The organism is Streptococcus vicugnae (assembly GCF_016461705.1).
Lineage (GTDB): Bacteria > Bacillota > Bacilli > Lactobacillales > Streptococcaceae > Streptococcus > Streptococcus vicugnae.
This window is the reverse complement of record NZ_JAEMHW010000001.1, coordinates 568,345-592,360: the sequence shown is the minus strand read 5'-3', so window position 1 is coordinate 592,360 and position 24,016 is coordinate 568,345. Positions and strand designations below refer to the sequence as shown.

The following is a 24,016-nucleotide window of genomic DNA, read 5'->3' as shown; positions in this document are numbered from 1 at the left end:
GTTTAAGCGTGTTTAGTAGGCTTATGATTTTTCTTCAACCAATCGAAAGGTCCAACAATTAAGAAATCCCTATTCTTTCCACCAATCGTTTTCTCTAATTCAGATTGATTTAATTCTTTAAACATTTTTTCTGTCATCATTTTTATAAACCTCCTTAGTGATTAATTGTAGCAGAAAAGTTCTTAAAAGCTTTTTCTAAGTCATAAAAAGTCATTTTTCGGTCGTAAACGGTAAGTATTAAAAAATTACCATTCGCGACTAAAAAACAACGTTTTGCGACTTGGGTGTTCGTTATGAGTTGAAAAGGAGTATAATGTAGGCGTGTTATAAGAAATATAAGTGAAAGCAGGTGATTGTCATGTCAGTGGCATCAGTAAAACAATTGATTAAAAAGATTGTTTTTCCAACCTATACGCATGAAAAAATCTATGTTATCGACCAGACAAATCTGACAAAAAAGTTGCAGTTTTCGACGATGTTGAAACCTTTGGGGAAATGGTACATCACAACTGGAAATCATTGGCTTTGCCATTCTGAGTTGACTTTGGCTGACTTTCAAAAAAATTTCATTCAACAAGCTCAAGTCTCTGCTGACGAAGCTCAAAAGCTAGAATTTACGACGGATTACTTGCCATTTTCTGAAATATTGGGGTTATAGGGAGTATTTATGATAAAAACATTATTTTCAAAGCATAAAACAGCGGTTTTGGTTATTGGCATCATTTGTTATTAACCGTTTATCCGCAGGTTTAAAAATGATTTACATGTCTGGACGCGACTTTGGTCGTAGTCTTGTCAATGCTTTATTGCCTTAGAAGGAGACATTATGACAAAATTAGTAAAAGAAGAGTTGTTAAATGAGGTTTATGACCTTGTCTTGTCTGTTGACATCAAAGATGAAGAACGTCAAGCACTACTAACTTTCAAAAATGCGGTAGAAGCAGGTCAGGATTTTGATAGAGCTGTGATGTCTTTGGTATCTGATTTACGTCGAATCGGTGTTGCAAATATTGCCAAGAAAACAAAAATGAGCGCATCGGTGAACACTTTTTATCAAAAAATCGCGACATATGGAGAATTTGAAAAAAATCTCGGACGTGGTCTCATAGCTATGGGTGTCGTGGGCGGCGGTTATTGATAACTTTAGTATAAAAAAATAATAGAAAACATCATCACGACACTTGGGAAAGCTTGTCAATACAGCAATTATCAAACGATGATTGAAGCATTTATTTTCAAAATTGTTACTGCTGTGCCAAAAAGGCAGGTAAGTCATAAAACGCCTTAACTGACAATTTTGACCTTTCACGACTATTTTTGGTCATTTCATGACATTAAATGAAATTATCACTCAAAAAGGATTATAGTAATTAGTGGTTATTAAATAACTTTCTAATGTGAGGGAATCGTGGAGAGATGTGAAAAATTTTTCTTGGACAGTTTGCCAAGTGTTCTTGATGATTTAGACTTTCAGGGAGAAAAGATGAAAAAAATAGTTAAAAATCCAATATTAAATAGCTTGATAATAGGAATGGGAGCTGGTGTTGTAGCGGCTTTGCTCGGTACTCGCTTTCTGCCATATTACGTAGTCGCTTTACTCATTGTCACCTTTATTCGTAGAGTTTCTTTTGACTAACTAATATTACCTAACAGCGAGCTAATAAGTATTTGGAGGAAGATTTATGCCGAATTTAAAGTGGTTTTCTGGGGGAAAAGAAAGAAGAGACGAAGCATTAATCATTATTGATGATTTGCTAGCAACTCTTGATAACAATGTGAAAATCAACCCGTTACGACAATTATTGCAATCTTATCATGAAGAATTGAAAAATAGTGGGACGTCAAGGCCCTATATTTTAAGTCGTTTAAATGTTGATTTATCAACTGTTTTGGTGGAAAATGCTATTCACCCAACAAGGGAACAATCGGCGAAACTAAAAGAGTTAAGAGCACTTCAAAACATCAGAATACTGTAAATTCTCTATCAATGTGATAGGGAATTTTTGATATGTTACAATAAGAGGGAGATCATTTCATGTTTAGAAAGCAAAGTTACTGTTTAGGAGAGAAGAAAATGATTGATATTTATGTTTTGGAAGATGACGTAAATCAGCAGTTTCGCTTGGAAAAAATGATTGACGAGGTGCTTGTGGACAATCAGTGGCAACATCGTTGTTTTGAATTGTTTGGTGAGCCTAGTCGTCTTATCACTCTTATTGATGAAACGGCTCCTCAAATCTTTTTCTTGGATTTGGATATCAATGGCGATAAAACGAAAGGAATTGAAGTTGCCAAGGCGATTAGAGACGTTTCGAAAACAGCAACACTTGTCTTTGTTACAACGCATTCTGAATTTATGCTCCTGACCTATCGTGCGCAAGTCAGTGCCCTTGATTTTATTGATAAAACTGACAGTGACTTGGCAATCAAGGAAAATTTGCAGGCTTGTTTAAAGAAAGTCGTTGAAGGACAAGTGCCTCGCCTAAGCTTGGATACCTTTATTTTTGAAAACAATAAAACCAAAATCAGAATACCGTTTGAAGATATTCTTTATTTTGAAACGGCGGAAGCGCACCGTTTGATGTTGGTGACACGGACAGGACAGCGTAATTTTTACGGGACAATTAGAGAAGTTAAAAAGGCAAATTATAAGCTATTTCAATGCCATAAATCCTATCTGATTAATCCTGATAATGTTGTCAGTTTGGATAAAAAAGAAGGGCTTGTTTATTTTGTAGGTGGAAAATCTTGCTACGTTTCCAAAAAACACATGAAAGAATTAAAAACTAAACTAGAAAGTTAGAGTGGAGAAGTTTTGGATTTAAGGAGTTTAATTGCGTTTTTAGAAACCTTTGTCACGTTTTTGGGGTATGCTATCCTATTTAAGAGCATTACCAAGTACCGACTTGCCGTTTGGGAATGGCTAGTATCTGTTTTAGTGTTGCCAATTCTTGCATCAGGCTTTGCGGTTGTCATGCTTTTGTGCTTTGCGGATATGGACGGTTTCAAAACTGTCATGATTAAAAATATTGTGGTGTTGTTGTGGTTTACCACCTTATCTTACCGTCATGATAGGTCCTTGCTACCAAGGTATCATATTTTTTATGGGCTTTTTCCAGTTGCGGTAGAGGATATTTTGCTTAGGACGGTGTCTTATTCATTAGCGGCGCTATTTTCCACAAGAATCAATGCTATCGGACAGTCATGGATTGCTCATGTTGACATCTGGACACCCGTTCCAATCTATTTTATGGCTTCAAAATTACTGGAAATTGATATTTCAAATGTCAAAAAGACCTTGCAAAATTACCTTAGCTCGACAAGTCTTATCTTGATTAATCTGCTAATGGCTTTCTATTTTTTTGGAATAGATTATGTTGCTTTGAAAAGTCCATTTGGTAGCGTAGGTAGTGAATCGTTTAGAGAAAGAGTTACTTTTGTTTACATTATTCTTCTTTTTCTATTTTTGTTCTATCTGAATTACAAATACGTCCGTGAACAAGAGATAGAATTACAAAGGCAGCAGGAGCTAGAATTAATTTCGCTGGAAAATTACAGCAAACATGTGGAAAGTTTGTACCAAGAGGTCAGAAGTTTCAGACATGACTATGCCAATATTTTGTTGAGTATAGGAGAAAGTATCGAGCGAAATGACTTGGAAACTATCAAAAAAATCTACAATGACATTGCCAACGATTCTGAGAAGCTCGTCAAAAATAGCAAATTCGATTTGACACGCTTGTCTCATATTTCAAATAGTGCCATCAAAAGTTTGATGTCTGCTAAATTTCTAGAGGCTGAAAATCTTGGAATCACCATTACTTTGGAAGTTCCTGAAGTCGTGGAGTGTCCCAAAATTCCACTTATTACCTACATTCGTATCCTTGCTATCTTGTTTGATAATGCGATTGAAGCCGCAGTGTTGTCAGATGTTCCTAAAATATCCGTAGCGAATTTTTATCAAGATGATAACTTTGTTTTTATGATTGAAAATTCAACCAAAGAAGATAATATTCCGATTGATAACATTTATCAAAAAGGCTATTCAAGCAAAGGAGACAATCGTGGTACTGGCTTAGCAACAGTTAGTGAATTTCAGCAAGAATATGACAATCTCTCCATTGAAACAAGCAGCTCAAATCACTTCTTTAGACAAATTTTGAGAATCTATGAATCCTAGCAATATGGTGCATTAGAAATGTTACGTTTTTTCTGATAAATTCAACAAAAAACTTGCATTATTTCAATGAAAATATATACTTTATTTAGATAACAATTAACAAAACTTCAAATGAAAAGAGGTAAATTCTATATTAGAAGTTTTAGCTGGTATTGCTTGTTTATTGTTAGCTGTTTATCAATTATTTACAGCTTACAAATTGTTTGACAACACAAAAAACATGGTAACAAAAATACGTCACCATTTCTTTTGAATAGTTTGTGGAGTGGAGCTCTTATAGGTATTATCCTACTATCAGTAGGTACTGGTCTTATTGTTAATATTTTTAAAAAAAATTGTGTTATTCGATGCCCAATAGGGCATTTTTTTAAAACCTTTTACGAATAATATAGATAGAGAGGCAGCTAACAGTTTTTCAATCAAATTCTTCCATCACGTTTAACAACGTACTCTTTGAAATTAGAAAGGGAGTGAGATAAATAAAGTCTCCAGTGGAGACTTTATTCATGAGCCTAGAAATTAAAAAGAGAATCAGTAGTTTCGTAGAAATTCGATTTCTCAGCAAGTCTTAATTGCTTGTTGCTGATCTAAAACGGTCTATCCCCAGACCGTTTTTGACACTTACTTTGTAAGTTTTATTTCCCGATTATAAAGGTTCCCCGAACCTTTATAACTCACCCCATGGCTCGAAAGATTTGGGGGAATCTTTCGAGGTTGGAAATCTAGCTTGCAAAGCAAGCGTCAAAAAGCGCCTAATCAATTGTGCATGGGAAACTCTAAGTTGACTAAAGTTGGTAATCGCTGTTTTAATATTTTTTGACAGTGACCTTCAACAATCTGGGGATAGATTGTTGAAGTCCAAACTACTGCGTCTTGTAAATAATAACTACGTAAACAAAGAAGCTGAGCACCTTTTGTCCCAGCTTCTTTATTTGTTATAAGGAAAGGACGGGATTTGAACCCGCGCGTGAAAGGATTCCACTTGCCAGATTTCGAGTCTGGTGCCGTACCAAGCTGGGCCACCTTTCCAAAGTTTGAATGTCTGTTCGCTTTAAAAAGACAATGTCATTATACGCCTTTGGGCTCAAAAAGACAATCAAGTGAAATCTTTTGGCTTGATTACTGAATAAACGCCCATTTTTTGCTATAATGGGACTATCAATCAAAAAAAGGAAATACATTTGCAAGGTAGAATTATCAAGTCTCTAGCAGGTTTTTATTATGTTGAATCTGACGGAGTGATTTATCAAACACGTGCGCGTGGAAATTTTAGAAAAAAAGGTCAAACACCTTATGTTGGTGATTTTGTTGAATTTTCAGCAGAAGATCATTCAGAAGGTTATATTTTAGCAATTCACGACAGGAAAAACAGTCTTGTCCGTCCTCCGATTGTCAATATTGATCAAGCAGTGGTCATTATGTCAGCAAAAGAGCCGGATTTTAATGCTAATTTGTTGGATCGTTTCTTGGTTTTATTGGAACATAAAGCTATTGAGCCGATTGTTTATATTTCAAAAATGGATTTATTGGTAAATCCTGATGAAATAACAGCTATTCAGAAACAGTATCAAGAAATTGGTTACCAATTTTGCACTACTTTAGAAGAATTGCTTCCGCTCTTGACTGATAAAGTGACTGTTTTTATGGGACAAACTGGTGTTGGAAAATCAACATTGCTCAATAAGATTGCCCCTGAATTAAAATTAGAAACAGGCGAAATCTCAGATAGTCTTGGACGTGGTCGACACACGACACGAGCTGTTAGTTTTTATAATGTCAATGGTGGAAAAATTGCTGATACGCCAGGTTTTTCATCACTGGATTACGAAATTACTAATGCAGAAGATCTTAATAACGCTTTTCCAGAGCTACGTCGTTTAAGCCATTTCTGCAAATTCCGTTCATGTACGCATACTCATGAACCATCGTGTGCGGTCAAAGACGCCGTTGAGGCTGGAGAACTTTGGCAATCACGTTATGATAATTATCTTCAATTTCTCAGTGAAATTGAAAATCGTCGTGAAACATATAAGAAAGTTGTAAAAAGAAAGTAGGTACTTATGTCAAACAATAAAATCGCTCCATCAATTTTAGCAGCTGATTATGCTAACTTTGCTTCAGAATTAAAACGTATCGAAGAAACAAGTGCTGAATACGTACATATTGATATTATGGATGGCCAATTTGTACCTAACATCACTTTTGGTGCGGATGTTGTGGCTAGCATGCGTAAACATAGCAAACTTGTCTTTGATTGCCATTTGATGGTTGTCAATCCAGAACGTTTTGTTGACGCATTTGCTCAAGCTGGTGCTGACATTATGACAATTCACGCAGAATCAACTCTTCACATTCATGGAGCATTGCAAAAAATAAAAAAAGCTGGGATGAAAGCTGGTGTTGTTATTAACCCAGGAACACCTGTTTCAGCTATTGAACCTGTTTTGAGCTTGGTTGATCAAGTGCTTATCATGACAGTTAATCCAGGATTTGGTGGACAAGCCTTTATTCCTGAAATGCTCGAAAAAGTAAGTAAAGTTGCTAAGCTTCGTGATGAAAAAGGATATGATTTTGATATCGAAGTTGATGGTGGTGTAGATAACAAGACAATCAAAGCCTGCTATCAAGCTGGAGCAAACGTCTTTGTCGCTGGTTCATATCTCTTCAAAGCAAGTGATTTAGCAGCACAAGTAGAAACATTACGTGTGGCGTTAGATGACTAAAGTAGCTGTATTTGCTGGTGGTCAATTATTAGATTTTTCCACTGGATTTGATGTTTTTGTTGGCGTAGATCGAGGAAGTTTGTTTTTATTAGAAAATCACCTTCCGTTGGACTTTGCGGTCGGTGATTTTGATTCGGTTAGCAAAGATGAATTACAACGAATTAAGACTAAGGCAGAAATTTTTATTCAAGCTAGTCCTGAGAAGGATGACACCGATACAGAATTAGCTCTAAAAAAGGTTTTCGAGCAGTACCCAGAAGCACAAGTAACGATTTTTGGTGCCTTTGGTGGTCGTATTGATCACATGATGTCAAATCTATTTTTGCCTGGTGATCCTGATTTGGCGCCCTTCATGCGACAGATAACTTTGCGAGATAAGCAAAATTGTATTCAGTTTTATCCAGCAGGGTCATGTCGAATTTTGCCAGAAGATGGAATGACTTACGTTTCTTTCATGGCTGATGGTGATGCGAATTTGACCATAGACGGGGCTAAATATAATTTGGATGCTAGTAATTTTTTCAAGAAAAAAATCTATTCTAGTAATGAATTTTTAGATCAGCAGCCTATTACAGTTACTCTAGAGTCAGGTTATCTTATCGTTATTCAAAGTAAGGATAGGTAAAAATGTTAGTAATAACTTTATTGTTGGGAGTCATTAGTGTTACTTTGTTGGTTTACTTGCTATCCAAAATTACAAAGCTAACTGATGATTTATCACAAAAAATGGACGATAATGCAGATAATTTATCAGATCAGGTATCTTATCAACTTGATTTAGCTCAGAAGGATCAAGTGCTAGCGCTAAATAGTCAGCTGAATCGTCTACAAAATGATTTATATACACAATTAAATGATATTCGTGATGTTCTTCATAAAAGTTTAAGTGATAATCGTGATCGTTCTGATCAACGTTTAGAGATTATCAATCGCAATTTGACAAATTCTGTTAAAGAAATGCAAGCGTCTAATGAAAAACGCTTAGAAGAAATGCGTCAGACAGTTGAAGAAAAACTAGAACAAACGTTGCAGAATCGCTTGAAAGCTTCATTTGAGACGGTATCGAAACAATTAGAATCAGTTAATCAAGGCTTGGGGGAAATGAAAACAGTCGCTCAGGATGTTGGAACTCTAAACAAGGTGCTCTCTAATACTAAAACACGTGGTATTCTTGGTGAGTTGCAATTAGGGCAAATCATTGAAGACATTATGACACCAAGCCAGTATGAACGAGAAGTTCCAACGGTTTCTGGTTCAAGCGAACGTGTTGAATATGCCATTAAACTTCCAGGAGTTGAAGACGATGGTTATGTTTATTTACCAATCGACTCAAAATTCCCTTTGGAAGCTTATTATCGCTTAGAAGACGCCTATGAAAATGGCGATAAAGAACAAGTTGAACTTTATCGTAAATCACTTTTAAATAGCATTAAACGCTTTGCTAAAGATATTAATAAAAAATATTTAAATCCGCCTGAGACAACTAATTTCGGTATTATGTTTTTGCCGACTGAAGGCTTGTATTCAGAAGTGGTTCGCAATGCAAGCTTCTTTGATAGCTTGCGACGTGATGAAAATATTGTTGTGGCTGGTCCGTCAACATTATCTGCCTTATTAAATTCGCTTGCTGTCGGCTTCAAAACTCTTAATATTCAGAAAAATGCGAACGATATAAGCAAAATTTTAGGAAATGTTAAGGTGGAATTTGAGAAATTTGGTAATATGCTTGTTAAAGCTCAAAAACAAATTAACACTGCAAATAACACTTTAGACAGTTTAATTTCTACTCGAACAAATGCCATTATTCGTGCTTTGAATACAGTAGAGTCCTACCAAGATCAAGCAACGACAAGCTTGCTTAACCTCCCGCCATTAGAAGAAGAGGACAATCATGAAAATTAGTCAAATGAAAAAAGATGAACTCTTTGAAGGGTTCTATTTGATAAAAACTGCAGAACTTCGCAAAACAAGGGCTGGTAAAGATTACATTGCCTTTACTTTCCAGGATGACAGTGGTGAGATATCTGGTAATCTTTGGGATGCACAACCTTATAATGTTGAAGAGTTCACTGCAGGTAAAGTTATTTATATGAAAGGGCGCCGTGAGGTTTATAACGGAACACCTCAAGTCAATCAAATTACGCTTCGTAACACTCGTGAAGGTGAACCAAACGACCCACGTGATTTTAAAGAAAAATCACCTGTTGATGTTCTTGATGTCAAAGATTACCTTGAGCAAATGATGTTCAAGATTGAAAATGCTGTTTGGCAACGTGTTGTTCGAGCACTTTATCGTAAATATGATAAAGAATTCTTCACTTATCCGGCTGCTAAAACAAATCACCATGCTTTTGAATCAGGACTTGCCTACCATACAGCTACTATGGTACGTTTAGCAGATGCGATTGGCGATGTTTACCCTCAACTCAATAAGAGTTTACTTTACGCTGGTATCATGTTACATGATTTAGCTAAAGTTATTGAATTAACAGGACCTGACAACACTGAGTATACGGTTCGTGGTAATTTAATTGGCCATATTGCCTTGATTGATGAGGAAATTACTAAGGTTCTCACAGAGTTAAATATCGATGATACTAAAGAAGATGTTATTATTCTTCGTCACGTTGTCTTAAGTCACCATGGGTTGCTTGAATACGGAAGCCCAGTTCGTCCTCGTGTTATGGAAGCAGAAATTATTCATATGATTGATAATATTGATGCGGAAATGATGATGATGACAACAGCTTTGAGTCGAATTGATGAAGGTGAAATGACAAATCGTATCTTTGCTATGGATAATCGTTCTTTCTACAAACCAAAATTAAAATAGTTAAATGACTGTATATTTTAATAATTACCACTTTGGAATGCCTTTACATTAAGAAAAAACATAAAAATACACATTTTTTTATTAAAACGTTCGTTTTTTTCGCTTTCTTATGATATAATGACAAAAACAGATATTAAAAGATGGAGAAATTATGAAATTACGACGTAGTGAACGCATGGTTGTCATCTCCAACTATTTGATTAACAACCCCTATAAGTTAACAAGTTTAAATACTTTTGCTGAAAAATATGAAGCAGCAAAATCTTCTATCTCTGAAGATATCGCCATCATTAAAAAAGCTTTTGAAGAATCTGGAATTGGCGAAATTGAAACTGTTACAGGGGCAAGTGGAGGTGTCATTTTTACACCAGGAATCTCTGAAGAAGAAGCAAGATCGGTTATTGAAGATTTACGTGATAGTATGTCAGAAAGTAATCGTATCCTTCCAGGTGGTTACATTTATTTATCAGATTTGCTAAGTACCCCACGCATTTTACAAAGTGTTGGGCGTATTATTGCTAATGCCTTTAAAGGAAACAAAATTGATGCTGTTATGACAGTTGCTACAAAAGGTGTGCCGTTGGCAAATGCTGTGGCTAACATTTTAAATGTTCCTTTTGTTATTGTTCGTCGAGACCTTAAGATTACTGAAGGATCTACCGTTTCTGTCAATTATGCAAGTGGTTCAAGTGACCGTATTGAAAAAATGTTCTTATCAAAACGTAGCTTGAAACCAAATAGCCGAGTATTGATTGTTGATGACTTCCTTAAAGGTGGTGGTACAATTTCTGGTATGGTTAGTCTTTTAACAGAGTTTGATAGTACTCTTGTTGGGGTTGCAGTCTTTGCTGAAAATGCACAAGAAAAACGTGACCGCATGAACTATAAATCATTGCTAAAAGTTTCAGAAATCGATGTTAAGAATAACCACGTTAAAGTTGAACTTGGTAACATTTTTGACAAATAAAACAGAGAGGCGTGAGCCTCTTTTTTGGTATTTGAATTAAAATTTGAGAATGAAATTTATTAGCTAAGAAGTTTTAGGAAAATCAAGAAATTAAAGCTAAATTAATTGACATGTAGACGTCAATGTGGTATTATTATGAACGGTACTTTTTACTTTTGGTCTCTCCAGAGTGTACAGAGACGTGCTGACAAATGTTGCAAAGTACACATTTTAGATAAGGACTGTCACCAAGCGCCTTATCAACCAAAATAAAAATCTTACAGGAGAAAAGTAGATGCCTACAATCAACCAGTTGGTACGTAAACCACGTAAATCTAAAGTTGAAAAATCTAAATCACCAGCTCTTAACGTTGGTTACAACAGCCACAAAAAAGTTCAAACTAACGTATCTTCACCACAAAAACGTGGTGTTGCAACACGTGTTGGAACAATGACACCTAAAAAACCTAACTCAGCCCTTCGTAAATTCGCTCGTGTACGTTTGAGCAACCTTATCGAAGTTACTGCATACATCCCAGGTATCGGACACAACCTTCAAGAACACAGTGTTGTTCTTATCCGTGGTGGACGTGTAAAAGACCTTCCAGGGGTACGTTACCACATCGTTCGTGGTGCACTTGATACTGCAGGTGTTGCTGACCGTAAACAAGGCCGTTCTAAATACGGTGCTAAACGTCCTAAAGGATAATAAGAAGGGAGATAAGAAAGAATGAGTCGTAAAAATAGAGCGCCAAAACGCGAAGTATTGCCAGATCCATTATACAATTCACAACTTGTAACACGTCTTATCAACCGTGTTATGCTTGATGGTAAACGTGGTACAGCTGCATCAATCGTTTATGATGCATTTGAACAAATTAAAGAAGCTACTGGAAACGATGCACTTGAAGTATTCGAAACAGCTATGGAAAACATCATGCCTGTTCTTGAAGTACGTGCTCGTCGTGTCGGTGGTTCTAACTACCAAGTCCCAGTTGAAGTTCGTCCAGAACGTCGTACAACTCTTGGACTTCGTTGGTTGGTAAACGCATCACGTGATCGTGGTGAACACACTATGAAAGATCGTCTTGCAAAAGAAATTCTTGATGCTGCTAACAACACAGGTGCTTCAGTTAAAAAACGTGAAGATACACACCGTATGGCAGAAGCAAACCGTGCATTCGCACACTTCCGCTGGTAATCAGCAAGATAAAGGTACGAAGCTTCGAATACTTTTAACATGTTTTACTACTGGTATTCGAGCAATGCTTAATCAGAAATTCTGGTCTAAGTCGTATCATATTTAATAAAACATCTTTAGAACGGGTAGGTCCTGCCTATCCGTTCTAAAAGTATGTTATAATAAAGTAGTAAACTAAATTTATAATAGGAGAAAAAAATGGCTCGCGAATTTTCACTTGAAAAAACTCGTAACATCGGTATCATGGCTCACGTCGATGCTGGTAAAACAACAACAACTGAGCGTATTCTTTACTATACTGGTAAAATCCATAAAATCGGTGAAACACACGAAGGTGCTTCACAAATGGACTGGATGGAACAAGAGCAAGAACGTGGTATCACAATCACTTCTGCCGCTACAACTGCACAATGGAAAGACTACCGCGTAAACATTATCGACACACCAGGACACGTGGACTTCACAATCGAAGTACAACGTTCTCTTCGTGTTCTTGATGGTGCGGTTACAGTTCTTGACTCACAATCAGGTGTAGAACCTCAAACTGAAACAGTTTGGCGTCAAGCTACTGAATACGGTGTTCCTCGTATCGTATTCTCAAACAAAATGGACAAAATCGGTGCTGACTTCCTTTACTCAGTAAGCACACTTCACGATCGTCTTCAAGCTAACGCTCACCCAATTCAATTGCCAATCGGTTCAGAAGATAGCTTCCGTGGTATCATTGACTTGGTTCGTATGAAAGCTGAAATCTACACTAATGACCTTGGTACAGATATTCTTGAAGAAGATATTCCAGCTGAATACGTTGATCAAGCTAACGAATACCGTGAAAAATTGGTCGAAGCAGTTGCTGAAACTGATGAAGAATTGATGATGAAATATCTTGAAGGTGAAGAAATCACTGAAGCTGAATTGAAAGCTGCTATCCGAAAAGCAACTATCAACGTTGAATTCTTCCCAGTTCTTTGTGGTTCTGCCTTCAAAAACAAAGGTGTTCAAATGATGCTTGATGCGGTTATCGATTACCTTCCAAGCCCACTTGATATCCCAGCAATCAAAGGTGTTAACCCAGATACAGATGAAGAAGAAGAACGTCCAGCATCAGATGACGAACCATTTGCAGCTCTTGCGTTCAAGATCATGACTGACCCATTCGTAGGTCGTTTGACATTCTTCCGTGTTTACTCAGGTGTATTGAACAGCGGTTCTTATGTTCTTAACACTTCTAAAGGTAAACGTGAACGTATCGGACGTATCCTTCAAATGCACGCTAACCACCGTAACGAAATCGAAACAGTTTACGCTGGTGACATTGCCGCTGCTGTTGGTTTGAAAGATACTACAACTGGTGACTCATTGACAGATGAAAAAGCTAAAGTCATCCTTGAATCAATCGACGTTCCAGAACCAGTTATCCAATTGATGGTTGAACCTAAATCTAAAGCTGACCAAGATAAAATGGGTATCGCTCTTCAAAAACTTGCTGAAGAAGATCCAACATTCCGCGTTGAAACTAACGTTGAAACTGGTGAAACAGTTATCTCTGGTATGGGTGAACTTCACCTTGACGTCCTTGTTGACCGTATGAAACGTGAATTCAAAGTTGAAGCTAACGTAGGTGCTCCACAAGTATCATACCGTGAAACATTCCGCCAAGCTACTCAAGCACGTGGATTCTTCAAACGCCAATCTGGTGGTAAAGGTCAATTCGGTGATGTTTGGATTGAATTTACTCCAAATGAAGAAGGTAAAGGATTCGAATTTGAAAATGCTATCGTCGGTGGTGTGGTTCCTCGTGAATTCATCCCTGCAGTAGAAAAAGGTCTTCAAGAATCTATGGCTAACGGTGTTCTTGCTGGTTACCCAATGGTTGACGTTAAAGCTAAACTTTACGATGGTTCTTACCACGATGTCGACTCATCTGAAACTGCCTTCAAGATCGCTGCATCACTTGCACTTAAAGAAGCTGCTAAAACTGCACACCCAGTTATTCTTGAACCAATGATGCTTGTTACAATCACAGCTCCAGAAGAAAACCTTGGTGACGTTATGGGTCACGTAACAGCTCGTCGTGGACGTGTTGATGGTATGGAAGCTCGCGGTAACAGCCAAATCGTTCGTGCCTTCGTTCCACTTGCTGAAATGTTCGGTTACGCAACAGTTCTTCGTTCTGCAACTCAAGGACGTGGTACATTCATGATGGTATTTGACCACTACGAAGACGTTCCTAAATCAGTTCAAGAAGAAATCATCAAGAAAAATTCTGGTGAATAATTACTGTTAAAAAGGATGCTCAAATGAGCGTCCTTTTTTGTAATGAAAACGGTAATAATATTTGCAATTTTAGCGAAATAGTTATATAATAATAGCGTTGAAAGGTTGATTTGTGCCTACGTAAGTTAATCTTTTCACAATTGTCTAAAAGGGAAACCTTTTAAAATAAAAAAATTTTTTTTGATTTTCATAAGGAGGAAATCACTAATGGTAGTTAAAGTTGGTATTAACGGTTTCGGTCGTATCGGTCGTCTTGCATTCCGTCGTATCCAAAACGTTGAAGGTGTTGAAGTAGCTCGTATTAACGACCTTACTGACCCAGCTATGCTTGCTCACTTGTTGAAATATGATACAACTCAAGGTCGTTTCGACGGTGATGTTGTTGTTAAAGATGGTGGTTTTGAAGTTAACGGTCAATTCGTTAAAGTTTCTGCAGAACGTGACCCAGAACAAATCGACTGGGCTAACGATGGTGTAGAAATCGTTCTTGAAGCAACTGGTTTCTTTGCAACTAAAGCTGCTGCTGAAAAACACTTGCACGAAGGTGGAGCTAAAAAAGTTGTTATCACAGCTCCTGGTGGATCAGATGTTAAAACAATCGTATTTAACACTAACCACGAAATTCTTGATGGTACTGAAACAGTTATCTCAGCTGGTTCATGTACAACAAACTGTCTTGCACCAATGGCTGATGCTTTGAACAAATCATTCGGTCTTAAAGTTGGTACAATGACTACAGTTCACGGTTACACTGGTGACCAAATGACTCTTGACGCACCACACCGTAAAGGTGACTTCCGTCGCGCACGTGCTGCTGCTGAAAACATCGTTCCTAACTCAACTGGTGCTGCTAAAGCTATCGGTCTTGTTATCCCAGAATTGAACGGTAAACTTCAAGGTCATGCTCAACGTGTACCAGTTCCAACTGGATCACTTACTGAACTTGTTTCAGTTCTTGACAAAAAAGTAACTGCTGAAGAAGTTAACGCTGCTATGCAAGCTGCTGCAACTGAATCATTCGGTTACAACACTGACCCAATCGTTTCACGCGATATCGTAGGTATCTCATTCGGTTCATTGTTTGACGCAACTCAAACAGAAGTAACTGAAGCAGCTGACGGTACTCAATTGGTTAAAACTGTTTCATGGTACGACAACGAAATGTCTTACACTTCACAACTTGTTCGTACTCTTGAATACTTCGCAAAAATTGCTAAATAATCAGTGAGTTAGCTGAAGAAGAGAGGATTCGTTCCTCTCTTTTTTTATTTCTCTTAAATATGCTGAATTACTCAAGACATAGTAGTAGGGGAGCTGAAGGACAAATTCTATTGATTTAACTACCTCTTTTACAGGTTTTGTGATATAATTAGCATGTATAAAAAAATATAAGGAGTCCTATCAATGGCTAAATTGACTGTTAAAGACGTTGATTTGAAAGGTAAAAAAGTTCTTGTCCGTGTTGACTTTAACGTACCTTTGAAAGATGGCGTTATCACTAATGACAACCGTATTTCTGCGGCTCTTCCAACAATCAAGTACATCATCGAACAAGGTGGTCGTGCAATTCTTTTCTCTCACCTTGGACGTGTTAAAGAAGAAGCTGATAAAGAAGGTAAATCTCTTGCTCCAGTAGCAGCTGATTTGGCAGCTAAACTTGGTCAAGAAGTTGTCTTCCCTGGTGTTACACGTGGTGCTGAACTTGAAGAAGCTATCAACAACCTTAAAGATGGTGAAGTTCTTCTTGTTGAAAACACTCGTTTTGAAGACGTTGACGGTAAAAAAGAATCTAAAAACGATCCAGAACTTGGTAAATACTGGGCTTCACTTGGTGACGGAATCTTCGTTAACGATGCATTCGGTACTGCACACCGTTCACACGCATCTAACGTAGGTATCTCTGCAAACGTTGAAAAAGCTGTTGCAGGTTTCCTTCTTGAAAACGAAATTGCATACATCCAAGAAGCTGTTGAAAACCCAGTTCGTCCATTTATCGCGATTCTTGGTGGTTCAAAAGTTTCAGATAAAATCGGTGTTATCGAAAACTTGTTGAAAAAAGCTGATAAAGTTCTTATCGGTGGTGGTATGACTTACACATTCCTTAAAGCACAAGGTATCGAAATCGGTAACTCACTTGTTGAAGAAGACAAACTTGAAGTTGCTAAAGAACTTTTGGCTAAAGCTAACGGTAAATTGATCTTGCCAGTTGACTCAAAAGAAGCTAATGCTTTTGCTGATTACACTGAAGTTAAAGATACTGAAGGTGCAGCTGTAGATGCTGGATTCCTTGGTCTCGACATCGGTCCTAAATCAATCGCTAAATTCGATGAAGAATTGACTGGTGCTAAAACAGTTGTTTGGAACGGACCTATGGGTGTGTTCGAAAACCCTGATTTCCAAGCTGGTACAATCGGTGTAATGGACGCTATTGTTAAACAACCAGGCGTTAAATCAATCATCGGTGGTGGTGACTCAGCTGCTGCAGCTATCAACCTTGGTCGTGCAGACAAATTCTCATGGATCTCTACTGGTGGTGGTGCATCTATGGAACTTCTTGAAGGTAAAGTACTTCCAGGTCTTGCTGCATTGACTGAAAAATAATTCTCATTATTGAGAAACAAAAGAGCCCAAAGGGCTCTTTTTTATTTTTGATAAATTAAAATTGAGTAATAGTGGGAGAAGGCGATTTAGTAAACGTATTCACATCTAGCGAAAACGATTTAAACTGTGTTAAAATAAAGGAAAAAAATTTGGTTGTGAGTTATGAAATATCTAAAAAATCTTTTGTCGAATTATAAATTTGATCCGAGTAAGTTTAAGTTAGGGATGCGAACGCTTAAGACAGGCTTATCTGTTTTTCTTGTTCTTTTATTATTTCATTTATTTGGTTGGGAAGGGCTGCAGATTGGAACGCTGACGGCTGTTTTCAGCTTACGTGAAAGTTTAGATAAAAGTGTGCACTTTGGCTTTTCACGTATAGTTGGTAACAGTGTCGGAGGTTTTTTATCTTTGCTCTTCTTTTTAATTAATCAATTTTTCCATAATCAATTTTGGGTAACTTTGATATTTGTTCCTGTATTTACTATGTTAGGAATCATGATTAATGTTTCAATTAATAATAAGGCAGGAATTATTGGCGGAACATCAGCGCTTTTGATTATTACTCTATCAATTCCTGCTGGTGATACGATTTTATATGTTTTTGCAAGAGTATTTGAAACTTTTTGTGGTGTCTTTGTAGCTATTCTTGTTAATTCTGATGTAGACATGGTTCGCGAGTGGTTGAAAAATAAAAATGAAAAAAATTAGGTTTTAATGTTATATTTTCTGACATATGGGGTTGACAGTTTAGAATTTTCAGACTATAATAATTATCGGAAGGAGGTCATCATGAAAGAAAAAGAACTCAGACGTTCCATGGCGGTTTTTCCCATTGGGACAGTAATGAAATTGACCGATTTAACAGCACGTCAGATTCGTTATTATGAGGATCAAGGGTTGATAACCCCAGAACGTACTTCAGGTAACCGTCGTATGTTTTCGTTAAATGATATGGATCGATTGCTTGAAATTAAAGATTTCCTTGACGAGGGGCTAAATATTGCAGCTATTAAGCGAGAATACGCTGATAGACAAGATAAAGCACTTCAAAAGCAGAAGTCTTTAACAGATGCTGATGTTCGTCGAATCTTACAAGATGAACTCCGAAACCAAGGCCGTTTTTCGGCCCCATCACAGTACATTAGCAATTGGCGCATCTAAAAATAAGCGTCGCTCGGTTATTTCGGTTTTAAAAGGAGACCTAAATTCATGACTATTACAGCAGCTGACATCCGTCGCGAAGTCAAAGAAAAAAATGTTACATTTTTACGCTTGATGTTCTCAGATATCGCTGGAACATTGAAAAACGTAGAAATCCCAGCAACTGACGAACAACTTGACAAAGTATTGTCAAACAAAGCAATGTTTGATGGATCTTCAATCGAAGGTTTTGTACGTATCAACGAATCTGATATGTTCTTACACCCAGATCTTGATACATGGACAGTATTCCCTTGGGGTGGTGAAAATGGTGCTGTTGCAGGTTTGATCTGTGATATCTACACTGCTGAAGGTGAACCATTCGCAGGTGACCCACGTGGTAACTTGAAACGTGCACTTCGTCACATGGAAAAAGTTGGTTTCAAATCATTTAACCTTGGTCCAGAACCAGAATTCTTCTTGTTCAAATTGGATGAAAAAGGTGAACCAACTCTTGAAGTAAACGACCGCGGTGGTTACTTTGACCTTGCACCAACTGACCTTGCAGATAACACTCGTCGTGAAATCGTTAATGTTTTGACTGAAATGGGATTTGAAGTTGAAGCAAGTCACCACGAAGTTGCGATTGGTCAACACGAAATTGACTTTAAATATGCTGATGTTTTGAAAGCTTGTGATAACATTCAAATTTTCAAACTTGTTGTTAAAACAATTGCTCGTAAACACGGTCTTTATGCTACATTCATGGCTAAACCTAAATTTGGTATCAACGGTTCAGGTATGCACTGCAACATGTCATTGTTTGACTACGATGGAAATAATGCATTCTTTGATACTGAAGATCCAAAAGGTATGCAATTGTCTGAAACAGCATATTACTTCCTTGGCGGTTTGATGAAACACGCTTATAACTACACTGCAATCATGAACCCAACTGTAAACTCATACAAACGTTTGGTTCCTGGTTATGAAGCACCAGTTTACATCGCATGGGCTGGACGTAACCGTTCACCACTTATCCGCGTACCTGCATCACGTGGAATGGGTACTCGTTTGGAACTTCGTTCAGTTGACCCAACTGCTAACCCATATCTTGCTCTTGCAGTTCTTCTTGAAGCAGGTCTTGATGGTATTGAAAACAAAATTGAAGCTCCAGCTCCAGTTGAATCAAATATCTACATCATGACTCAAGAAGAACGTAAAGAAGCTGGTATCCGTGATCTTCCATCAACATTGCACAATGCCGTTAAAGCTTTGCAAGAAGATGAAGTAGTTAAAGCTGCTCTTGGAAATCACATCTTTACAAACTTTGTGGAAGCTAAGAAAATTGAATGGTCAAGCTATGCGGCCTTTGTTTCACAATGGGAAATTGACAACTATCTAGATCTTTACTAAGAAGTAGTAGTAAGTAAGACAGCTTCTAGCTGTCTTTTTTTTCCCCAAAAATACCACATTCTAAATAGAAAGTTTAAATAAGAGCTATTCTAATTAGAGAGAATGTGGTATAATGTGAAGTAAATATTCTGAATAATTAGACTATTTTAGACTATTTGTATTAATGATAGGAGTAAGAGCTATGAATGAAAGTGCTTTGAGGGCGCAGCAGACAACGCTTTGGGATCCGTCTTTTGAATCGGATGCTTGTGGGATGGGGTTTGTTGCTCAACTCGATGGTGAAGCAAGTCATACTTTGATTGAACATGCCTTGACAATGTTGACACGTATGAATCACCGTGGTGGTACAGGAGCTGAACCTGATACTGGTGATGGTGCCGGAATGTTGCTTGCTTTACCAGATGAATTTTTCCAATTAAAAGCAAAAGAAGCAGGTTATGATTTACCTAAAAAAGGTGACTACGCTGTTGCGCAACTCTTTTTACCTCAAGATACTGAGGCTAAAGACAGTCTTTTAGAAGCAGTTAAAGCAGAAATTAAATCAGCTGGTTTCCATGTTTTGATGACTCGTGATGTGCCATTCAATTATGACAATTGTGGTCCAGCGGCACAAGAAATTATGCCAAGTTTTGTACAAGTTTTTGTTAAAAAACCTGATGATACTAAAGCTGGTCGTGATTTTGAAGACAAATTGTTCCGCTTGCGTCGTCAACTTGAAAAGAGCTTTTCATCTGATGAATTTTTCATCTGTTCTCTTTCAAGCAAAACAATTGTGTACAAAGGGATGCTTCATGCCTTCCAAGTTGGTCTTTTTTATCCTGACTTGCAAGATGAACATTTCAAATCACACATTGCATTGACACACTCTCGTTTCTCTACAAATACTTTCCCATCTTGGGATCGTGCACAACCATTCCGTTTCTTGGCTCACAATGGTGAAATTAATACACTTCGTGGTGCAGAAAACTGGATGCACAGTCACCAGATTGAAGTTTATAATGAAGAAAACTCAGATTCTGCCAAGTTGGAAAACTGTTTAGAGTATCTTTATCGCAATGGCCGTGATATTCCACAAAGTTTATTGATGATGGTGCCAGAAGCTTGGGGTGATGAATCAGGTCTTCCTGATGATCTTAAAGCATTTTATGAATATGCATCAAGTTTTGTGGCTCCGTGGGATGGTCCAGCTGCTCTTGTCTTTACAGATGGTGATATGGTTGGTGCTCGTTTGGACCGTAATGGTTTGCGTCCTAGCCGTTATTCATTGACAAAAGATAACTTCTTAATCTGTTCTAGTGAATCAGGTGTTGTTGACCTTGAACCAAGTCGCGTTATTGAAAAAGGTGTACTTGGTCCTGGTAATATGATGTTGATTGATACAACTTCTGGTAAATTGATGCGTAATGAAGAAGTGAAAGCTTATTATGCTGCACAACACCCATATAAAGAGTGGGTAGAAGAAAACATTGCACATCTTAATGATTTTGAAGCTTCAGAATTAAATCAAGAAACAAATGACATTGAAACAATGTGGAAAGCTTACGGATATAATGAAGAAGTTATTCGTACTGTTATTCTTCCAATGTCTGAAAAAGGTGAAGAACCAGTTATTTCTATGGGATTTGATAGCCCACTAGCAGTTCTTTCTAATAAGAGTCAATCTCTTTTCACTTTCTTTAAACAACAATTCGCCCAAGTTACAAACCCACCAATCGATGCGATTCGTGAACAAATTGTCGTTTCAACAAGTGTTTACCTCGGTGGTGATGGTAACTTCAAAGCTGATGGTGCTGATAACTGTGTCAAAGTTAAAATTGATAGTCCAGTTCTTTCAAGCGAAGATTTTGCCAAAATCGCTAACTTGCAAGACGAACGTTATCGTGCAACAACTCTCTCAACAGTTTATGATGTGGTTGAACCATCACATAATCGTTTGCAACGTGCGTTAGAAAATCTTTTCAAAGCGGCTGAAAAAGCTGTTGATAATGGCAGCAAGATTATTATCCTTTCAGACCGCAATGTTAAAGAAAACCAAACAACTATTCCAATGCTTTTAGCTGTTTCTGGTTTGAATAACTACATGGTTGTTAAAGGGAAAGCTAGCCAATTCTCAATTGTTGTTGATACGGCAGAAGCTATTGAAGTTCACCATTTTGCAACTTTAGTTGGTTATGGTGCTGCGGCTGTTCATCCTTATGGTGCTTATGCAACATTGAAAGAATATGGAAAAGATGCAACTGCCTTTGAAAAATATCGTAAAGCAGCTGAAAAAGGTATTGTTAAAGTTATGAGTCGTATGGGGATTTCTACAATCCTTGGTTATAAAGGAGCACAATTGTTTGAAGCAGTTGGACTTTCAGACTCTGTTGTTAATAAATACTTTACAGGTACTGTAACTCGTATTGGTGGATTGTCACTTGACCAAATTGAAAAAGAATATCTTCAACGTATGGAAGATGCATTTGGTCCTCGTCGTGGTGATTATCTTCAAAGTGGCGGTATTTATCAATTTAAAGCAGATGGTGAATATCACCTCTTCAATCCACATACTATTTATAATTTCCAACAAGCTGTTCGCAAAGGTGACTACAAACTCTTTAAAGAATACACAGCTGAATTGGATAAAGAAGCTTTAGCAACTCCAACAACACTTCGTTCAATCTGGGAATTTAAATCAGATCGTCCAAAAGTTGACCTTTCTGAGGTCGAACCAGCTGAAACAATCGTTAAACGTTTCAAAGTTGGTGCCATGAGTTTTGGTTCACTTTCTAAAGAAGCACACGAAACAATTGCTGAAGCAATGAACTCAATCGGAGCTAAATCAAACTCTGGTGAAGGTGGCGAAAACCGCAATCGTTTCAAAGTACAACCAGATGGTCGTAACTTGAATTCTAAGATTAAACAAGTCGCTTCAGGACGTTTTGGTGTTAATGCTGAATACCTTATGTCTGCTGAAGAAATCCAAATCAAGTTGGCACAAGGTGCTAAACCTGGTGAAGGTGGACAATTGCCTGGTCAAAAAGTCTTCCCATGGGTTGCTGAAATTCGTGGTGCAACGCCTGGTGTACGTTTGATTTCACCACCACCTCACCATGATATCTACTCAATTGAAGATTTGGCACAATTGATTTATGACCTTAAAGCTATCAATCCTTATGCTAAAATCAATGTTAAATTGGTTTCAAGTACTGGTGTTGGTACAATCGCTACAGGTTGTGTAAAAGCTGGTGCTGATAAGGTTGTTATTTCTGGTTATGATGGTGGTACCGGAGCTTCTCCACGTAACTCTGTCCGTGATGCTGGTCTTCCATGGGAAATGGGCTTGGCTGAAGCACATCAAACATTGTCACTTAACCGTCTCCGTCAACGTATGACACTTGAAACAGATGGTAAATTGATGACTGGTCGTGATGTTGCTATTGCTACACTTCTTGGTGCAGAAGAATATTCATTTGCAAGTTTGACATTGATTTCTATCGGTTGTGTCATGATGCGTGTATGTTCTCTTAATACTTGTCCAGTTGGTGTTGCAACACAAAATCCAGAACTTCGTAAACATTTTGCTGGTAAACCTGAACATGTTATTAACATGATGATGTTCATGGCAGAAGAATTGCGTGAATACATGGCTGAACTTGGTTTCCGTTCTGTTGATGAAATGGTTGGTCACTCAGAAATCTTGAAAGCAAAATTCATTCCAAAAGGAAAAGCTAAATCACTTGATTTCTCTCGTATGCTCGGAACTGCTTATCCAATTGAACGTAAAACTGAAGATCCATTTGCTGAAGCACGTCAATGGAAAGAATTGGATGGATTTGCCAAAGCTGCTGTTGACAACGGTGCAAGTGTAACAGTTAAAGAAACAATTAATAACGTTCAACGTGCTGTTGGTGCTCGCATGGCAGGTTGGATGGCTGAACGTTACGGTAACTATTCAGTTGAACCTGGTTTGATTAAATACGAATACACTGGTATTGCTGGACAATCATTTGCAAGCTTCATTACTCAAGGTATGGAATTGACATTGATTGGTGAAGCTAATGACTATATTGCGAAATCAATGTCAGGTGGACGTTTGATTGTTAAACCACCACATGATGCAGCCTATGATATCGAAAATTCACCAATTGTAGGTAACGTTGCTCTATTTGGTGCTGTTAAAGGTGAAGCTTACTTTGCTGGTCGCGCTGGTGAACGTTTCTGTGTTCGTAACTCAGGTGCAAAAGTTGTTGTTGAAGGTGTAGGAGCCCACGGTTGTGAATATATGACAGGTGGTGTTGCTGTTATTCTTGGTACAACAGGTCGTAACTTTGCCGCTGGTATGAGTGGTGGTGTTGCTTACGTTTATGATGTAAATGGTGACTTTGCTGAAAAAGTAAACCGTCAAATGGTTGATCTTTACAAAGTTGGTGAAACACGTGGTGATGATGTCTTGGTAGATATGATTCAAAAACACTACGAATACACTGGTAGTGCTAAAGCTAAACGTTTGCTTGATAACTGGGCACAAGAAGTTGATAAATTTGTTAAAGTTTACCCAACTGAATTCCATGAAATCAATAATATTGAGTATGCTCTTGCCAACACTGGTTTAGAAGGTAATGAACTTGAATTGCGTACTTTCGAAATTGCAACTGGTGGTGCAGAAACAGCTGCAGAAAAAGAAGAACTTCTCGCACAAGTAACAGGGGGTAAATAA

Annotated in this window: 22 protein-coding genes and 1 tRNA gene; 21 read left to right on the top strand and 2 right to left on the bottom strand. The window is 37.6% G+C overall.

The window, feature by feature from the left end; genetic code table 11:
- Nucleotides 1-2 precede the first annotated feature (2 nt).
- Complete coding sequence (locus JG537_RS02910) at nucleotides 3-140, bottom strand: competence protein (RefSeq protein ID WP_199543399.1); 138 nt, start codon at nucleotides 138-140, stop codon at nucleotides 3-5.
- Nucleotides 141-358: 218 nt separating this feature from the next.
- Between JG537_RS02910 and JG537_RS02905 the strand changes: the two genes are divergently transcribed.
- From JG537_RS02905 to JG537_RS02880, 6 genes are all read left to right on the top strand, one after another.
- Nucleotides 359-658, top strand: a complete 300-nt coding sequence (locus JG537_RS02905) for a DUF3884 family protein (protein WP_199543396.1) — start codon at nucleotides 359-361, stop codon at nucleotides 656-658.
- Between the two features lie 168 nt (nucleotides 659-826).
- A complete protein-coding gene (locus tag JG537_RS02900) occupies nucleotides 827-1,138 on the top strand; it encodes a bacteriocin immunity family protein (protein ID WP_199543393.1) in 312 nt (103 codons plus the stop codon).
- Between the two features lie 270 nt (nucleotides 1,139-1,408).
- Nucleotides 1,409-1,636 (top strand): bacteriocin, encoded by a 228-nt coding sequence (locus tag JG537_RS02895; protein ID WP_132869871.1) that lies wholly within the window; start codon nucleotides 1,409-1,411, stop codon nucleotides 1,634-1,636.
- Between the two features lie 46 nt (nucleotides 1,637-1,682).
- Nucleotides 1,683-1,976, top strand: a complete 294-nt coding sequence (locus tag JG537_RS02890; protein WP_199543390.1) for a bacteriocin immunity protein — start codon at nucleotides 1,683-1,685, stop codon at nucleotides 1,974-1,976.
- 98 nt (nucleotides 1,977-2,074) lie between these two features.
- The gene (locus JG537_RS02885; RefSeq protein ID WP_199543388.1) at nucleotides 2,075-2,803 is read left to right on the top strand and encodes a LytR/AlgR family response regulator transcription factor; all 729 of its coding nucleotides are present in this window, start codon (nucleotides 2,075-2,077) and stop codon (nucleotides 2,801-2,803) included.
- 12 nt (nucleotides 2,804-2,815) lie between these two features.
- A complete protein-coding gene (locus JG537_RS02880) occupies nucleotides 2,816-4,180 on the top strand; it encodes a sensor histidine kinase (RefSeq protein WP_199543386.1) in 1,365 nt (454 codons plus the stop codon).
- A gap of 940 nt (nucleotides 4,181-5,120) precedes the next feature.
- Here JG537_RS02880 and JG537_RS02875 read toward each other — a convergent pair.
- Nucleotides 5,121-5,209, bottom strand: a tRNA-Ser gene (locus tag JG537_RS02875).
- A 152-nt stretch (nucleotides 5,210-5,361) separates the two neighbouring features.
- Here JG537_RS02875 and rsgA point away from each other — a divergent pair.
- From rsgA to gltB, 15 genes are all read left to right on the top strand, one after another.
- Complete coding sequence (gene rsgA, locus JG537_RS02870) at nucleotides 5,362-6,234, top strand: ribosome small subunit-dependent GTPase A (RefSeq protein WP_132869853.1); 873 nt, start codon at nucleotides 5,362-5,364, stop codon at nucleotides 6,232-6,234.
- Nucleotides 6,235-6,240: 6 nt separating this feature from the next.
- Nucleotides 6,241-6,903: a ribulose-phosphate 3-epimerase gene (gene rpe / locus JG537_RS02865; RefSeq protein WP_074564456.1), complete on the top strand. Its 663-nt coding sequence runs from the start codon at nucleotides 6,241-6,243 to the stop codon at nucleotides 6,901-6,903.
- Nucleotides 6,896-7,528, top strand: a complete 633-nt coding sequence (locus JG537_RS02860; protein WP_199543384.1) for a thiamine diphosphokinase — start codon at nucleotides 6,896-6,898, stop codon at nucleotides 7,526-7,528. The genes rpe and JG537_RS02860 overlap by 8 nt, the downstream gene beginning before the upstream one ends.
- A 2-nt stretch (nucleotides 7,529-7,530) precedes the next feature.
- A complete protein-coding gene (locus JG537_RS02855; RefSeq protein WP_199543376.1) occupies nucleotides 7,531-8,805 on the top strand; it encodes a DNA recombination protein RmuC in 1,275 nt (424 codons plus the stop codon).
- Nucleotides 8,795-9,736, top strand: a complete 942-nt coding sequence (locus tag JG537_RS02850; protein ID WP_074482593.1) for a 3'-5' exoribonuclease YhaM family protein — start codon at nucleotides 8,795-8,797, stop codon at nucleotides 9,734-9,736. The genes JG537_RS02855 and JG537_RS02850 overlap by 11 nt, the downstream gene beginning before the upstream one ends.
- Nucleotides 9,737-9,887: 151 nt before the next feature.
- Complete coding sequence (gene purR, locus JG537_RS02845; RefSeq protein WP_074482592.1) at nucleotides 9,888-10,703, top strand: pur operon repressor; 816 nt, start codon at nucleotides 9,888-9,890, stop codon at nucleotides 10,701-10,703.
- Between the two features lie 274 nt (nucleotides 10,704-10,977).
- Nucleotides 10,978-11,391, top strand: a complete 414-nt coding sequence (gene rpsL, locus JG537_RS02840; RefSeq protein WP_009854984.1) for a 30S ribosomal protein S12 — start codon at nucleotides 10,978-10,980, stop codon at nucleotides 11,389-11,391.
- Nucleotides 11,392-11,412: 21 nt separating this feature from the next.
- The gene (rpsG, locus tag JG537_RS02835; RefSeq protein ID WP_004233289.1) at nucleotides 11,413-11,883 is read left to right on the top strand and encodes a 30S ribosomal protein S7; all 471 of its coding nucleotides are present in this window, start codon (nucleotides 11,413-11,415) and stop codon (nucleotides 11,881-11,883) included.
- Nucleotides 11,884-12,081: 198 nt separating this feature from the next.
- On the top strand, nucleotides 12,082-14,160 hold the full coding sequence (gene fusA, locus JG537_RS02830) for an elongation factor G (RefSeq protein WP_132869672.1): 2,079 nt from the start codon (nucleotides 12,082-12,084) through the stop codon (nucleotides 14,158-14,160).
- A gap of 207 nt (nucleotides 14,161-14,367) precedes the next feature.
- Entirely contained in the window at nucleotides 14,368-15,381 is a 1,014-nt protein-coding gene (gene gap / locus JG537_RS02825; RefSeq protein ID WP_004233286.1) for a type I glyceraldehyde-3-phosphate dehydrogenase, read from the top strand.
- A 183-nt stretch (nucleotides 15,382-15,564) separates the two neighbouring features.
- Nucleotides 15,565-16,761: a phosphoglycerate kinase gene (locus JG537_RS02820; RefSeq protein ID WP_132869847.1), complete on the top strand. Its 1,197-nt coding sequence runs from the start codon at nucleotides 15,565-15,567 to the stop codon at nucleotides 16,759-16,761.
- A gap of 162 nt (nucleotides 16,762-16,923) precedes the next feature.
- Nucleotides 16,924-17,469, top strand: coding sequence for an FUSC family protein (locus tag JG537_RS02815; RefSeq protein ID WP_199543374.1), 546 nt, complete (start codon nucleotides 16,924-16,926; stop codon nucleotides 17,467-17,469).
- Nucleotides 17,470-17,550: 81 nt separating this feature from the next.
- A complete protein-coding gene (locus JG537_RS02810) occupies nucleotides 17,551-17,922 on the top strand; it encodes a MerR family transcriptional regulator (protein ID WP_015695674.1) in 372 nt (123 codons plus the stop codon).
- A gap of 48 nt (nucleotides 17,923-17,970) precedes the next feature.
- On the top strand, nucleotides 17,971-19,317 hold the full coding sequence (glnA, locus tag JG537_RS02805) for a type I glutamate--ammonia ligase (protein ID WP_132868911.1): 1,347 nt from the start codon (nucleotides 17,971-17,973) through the stop codon (nucleotides 19,315-19,317).
- A gap of 181 nt (nucleotides 19,318-19,498) precedes the next feature.
- Nucleotides 19,499-24,016 (top strand): glutamate synthase large subunit, encoded by a 4,518-nt coding sequence (gltB, locus tag JG537_RS02800; protein WP_199543372.1) that lies wholly within the window; start codon nucleotides 19,499-19,501, stop codon nucleotides 24,014-24,016.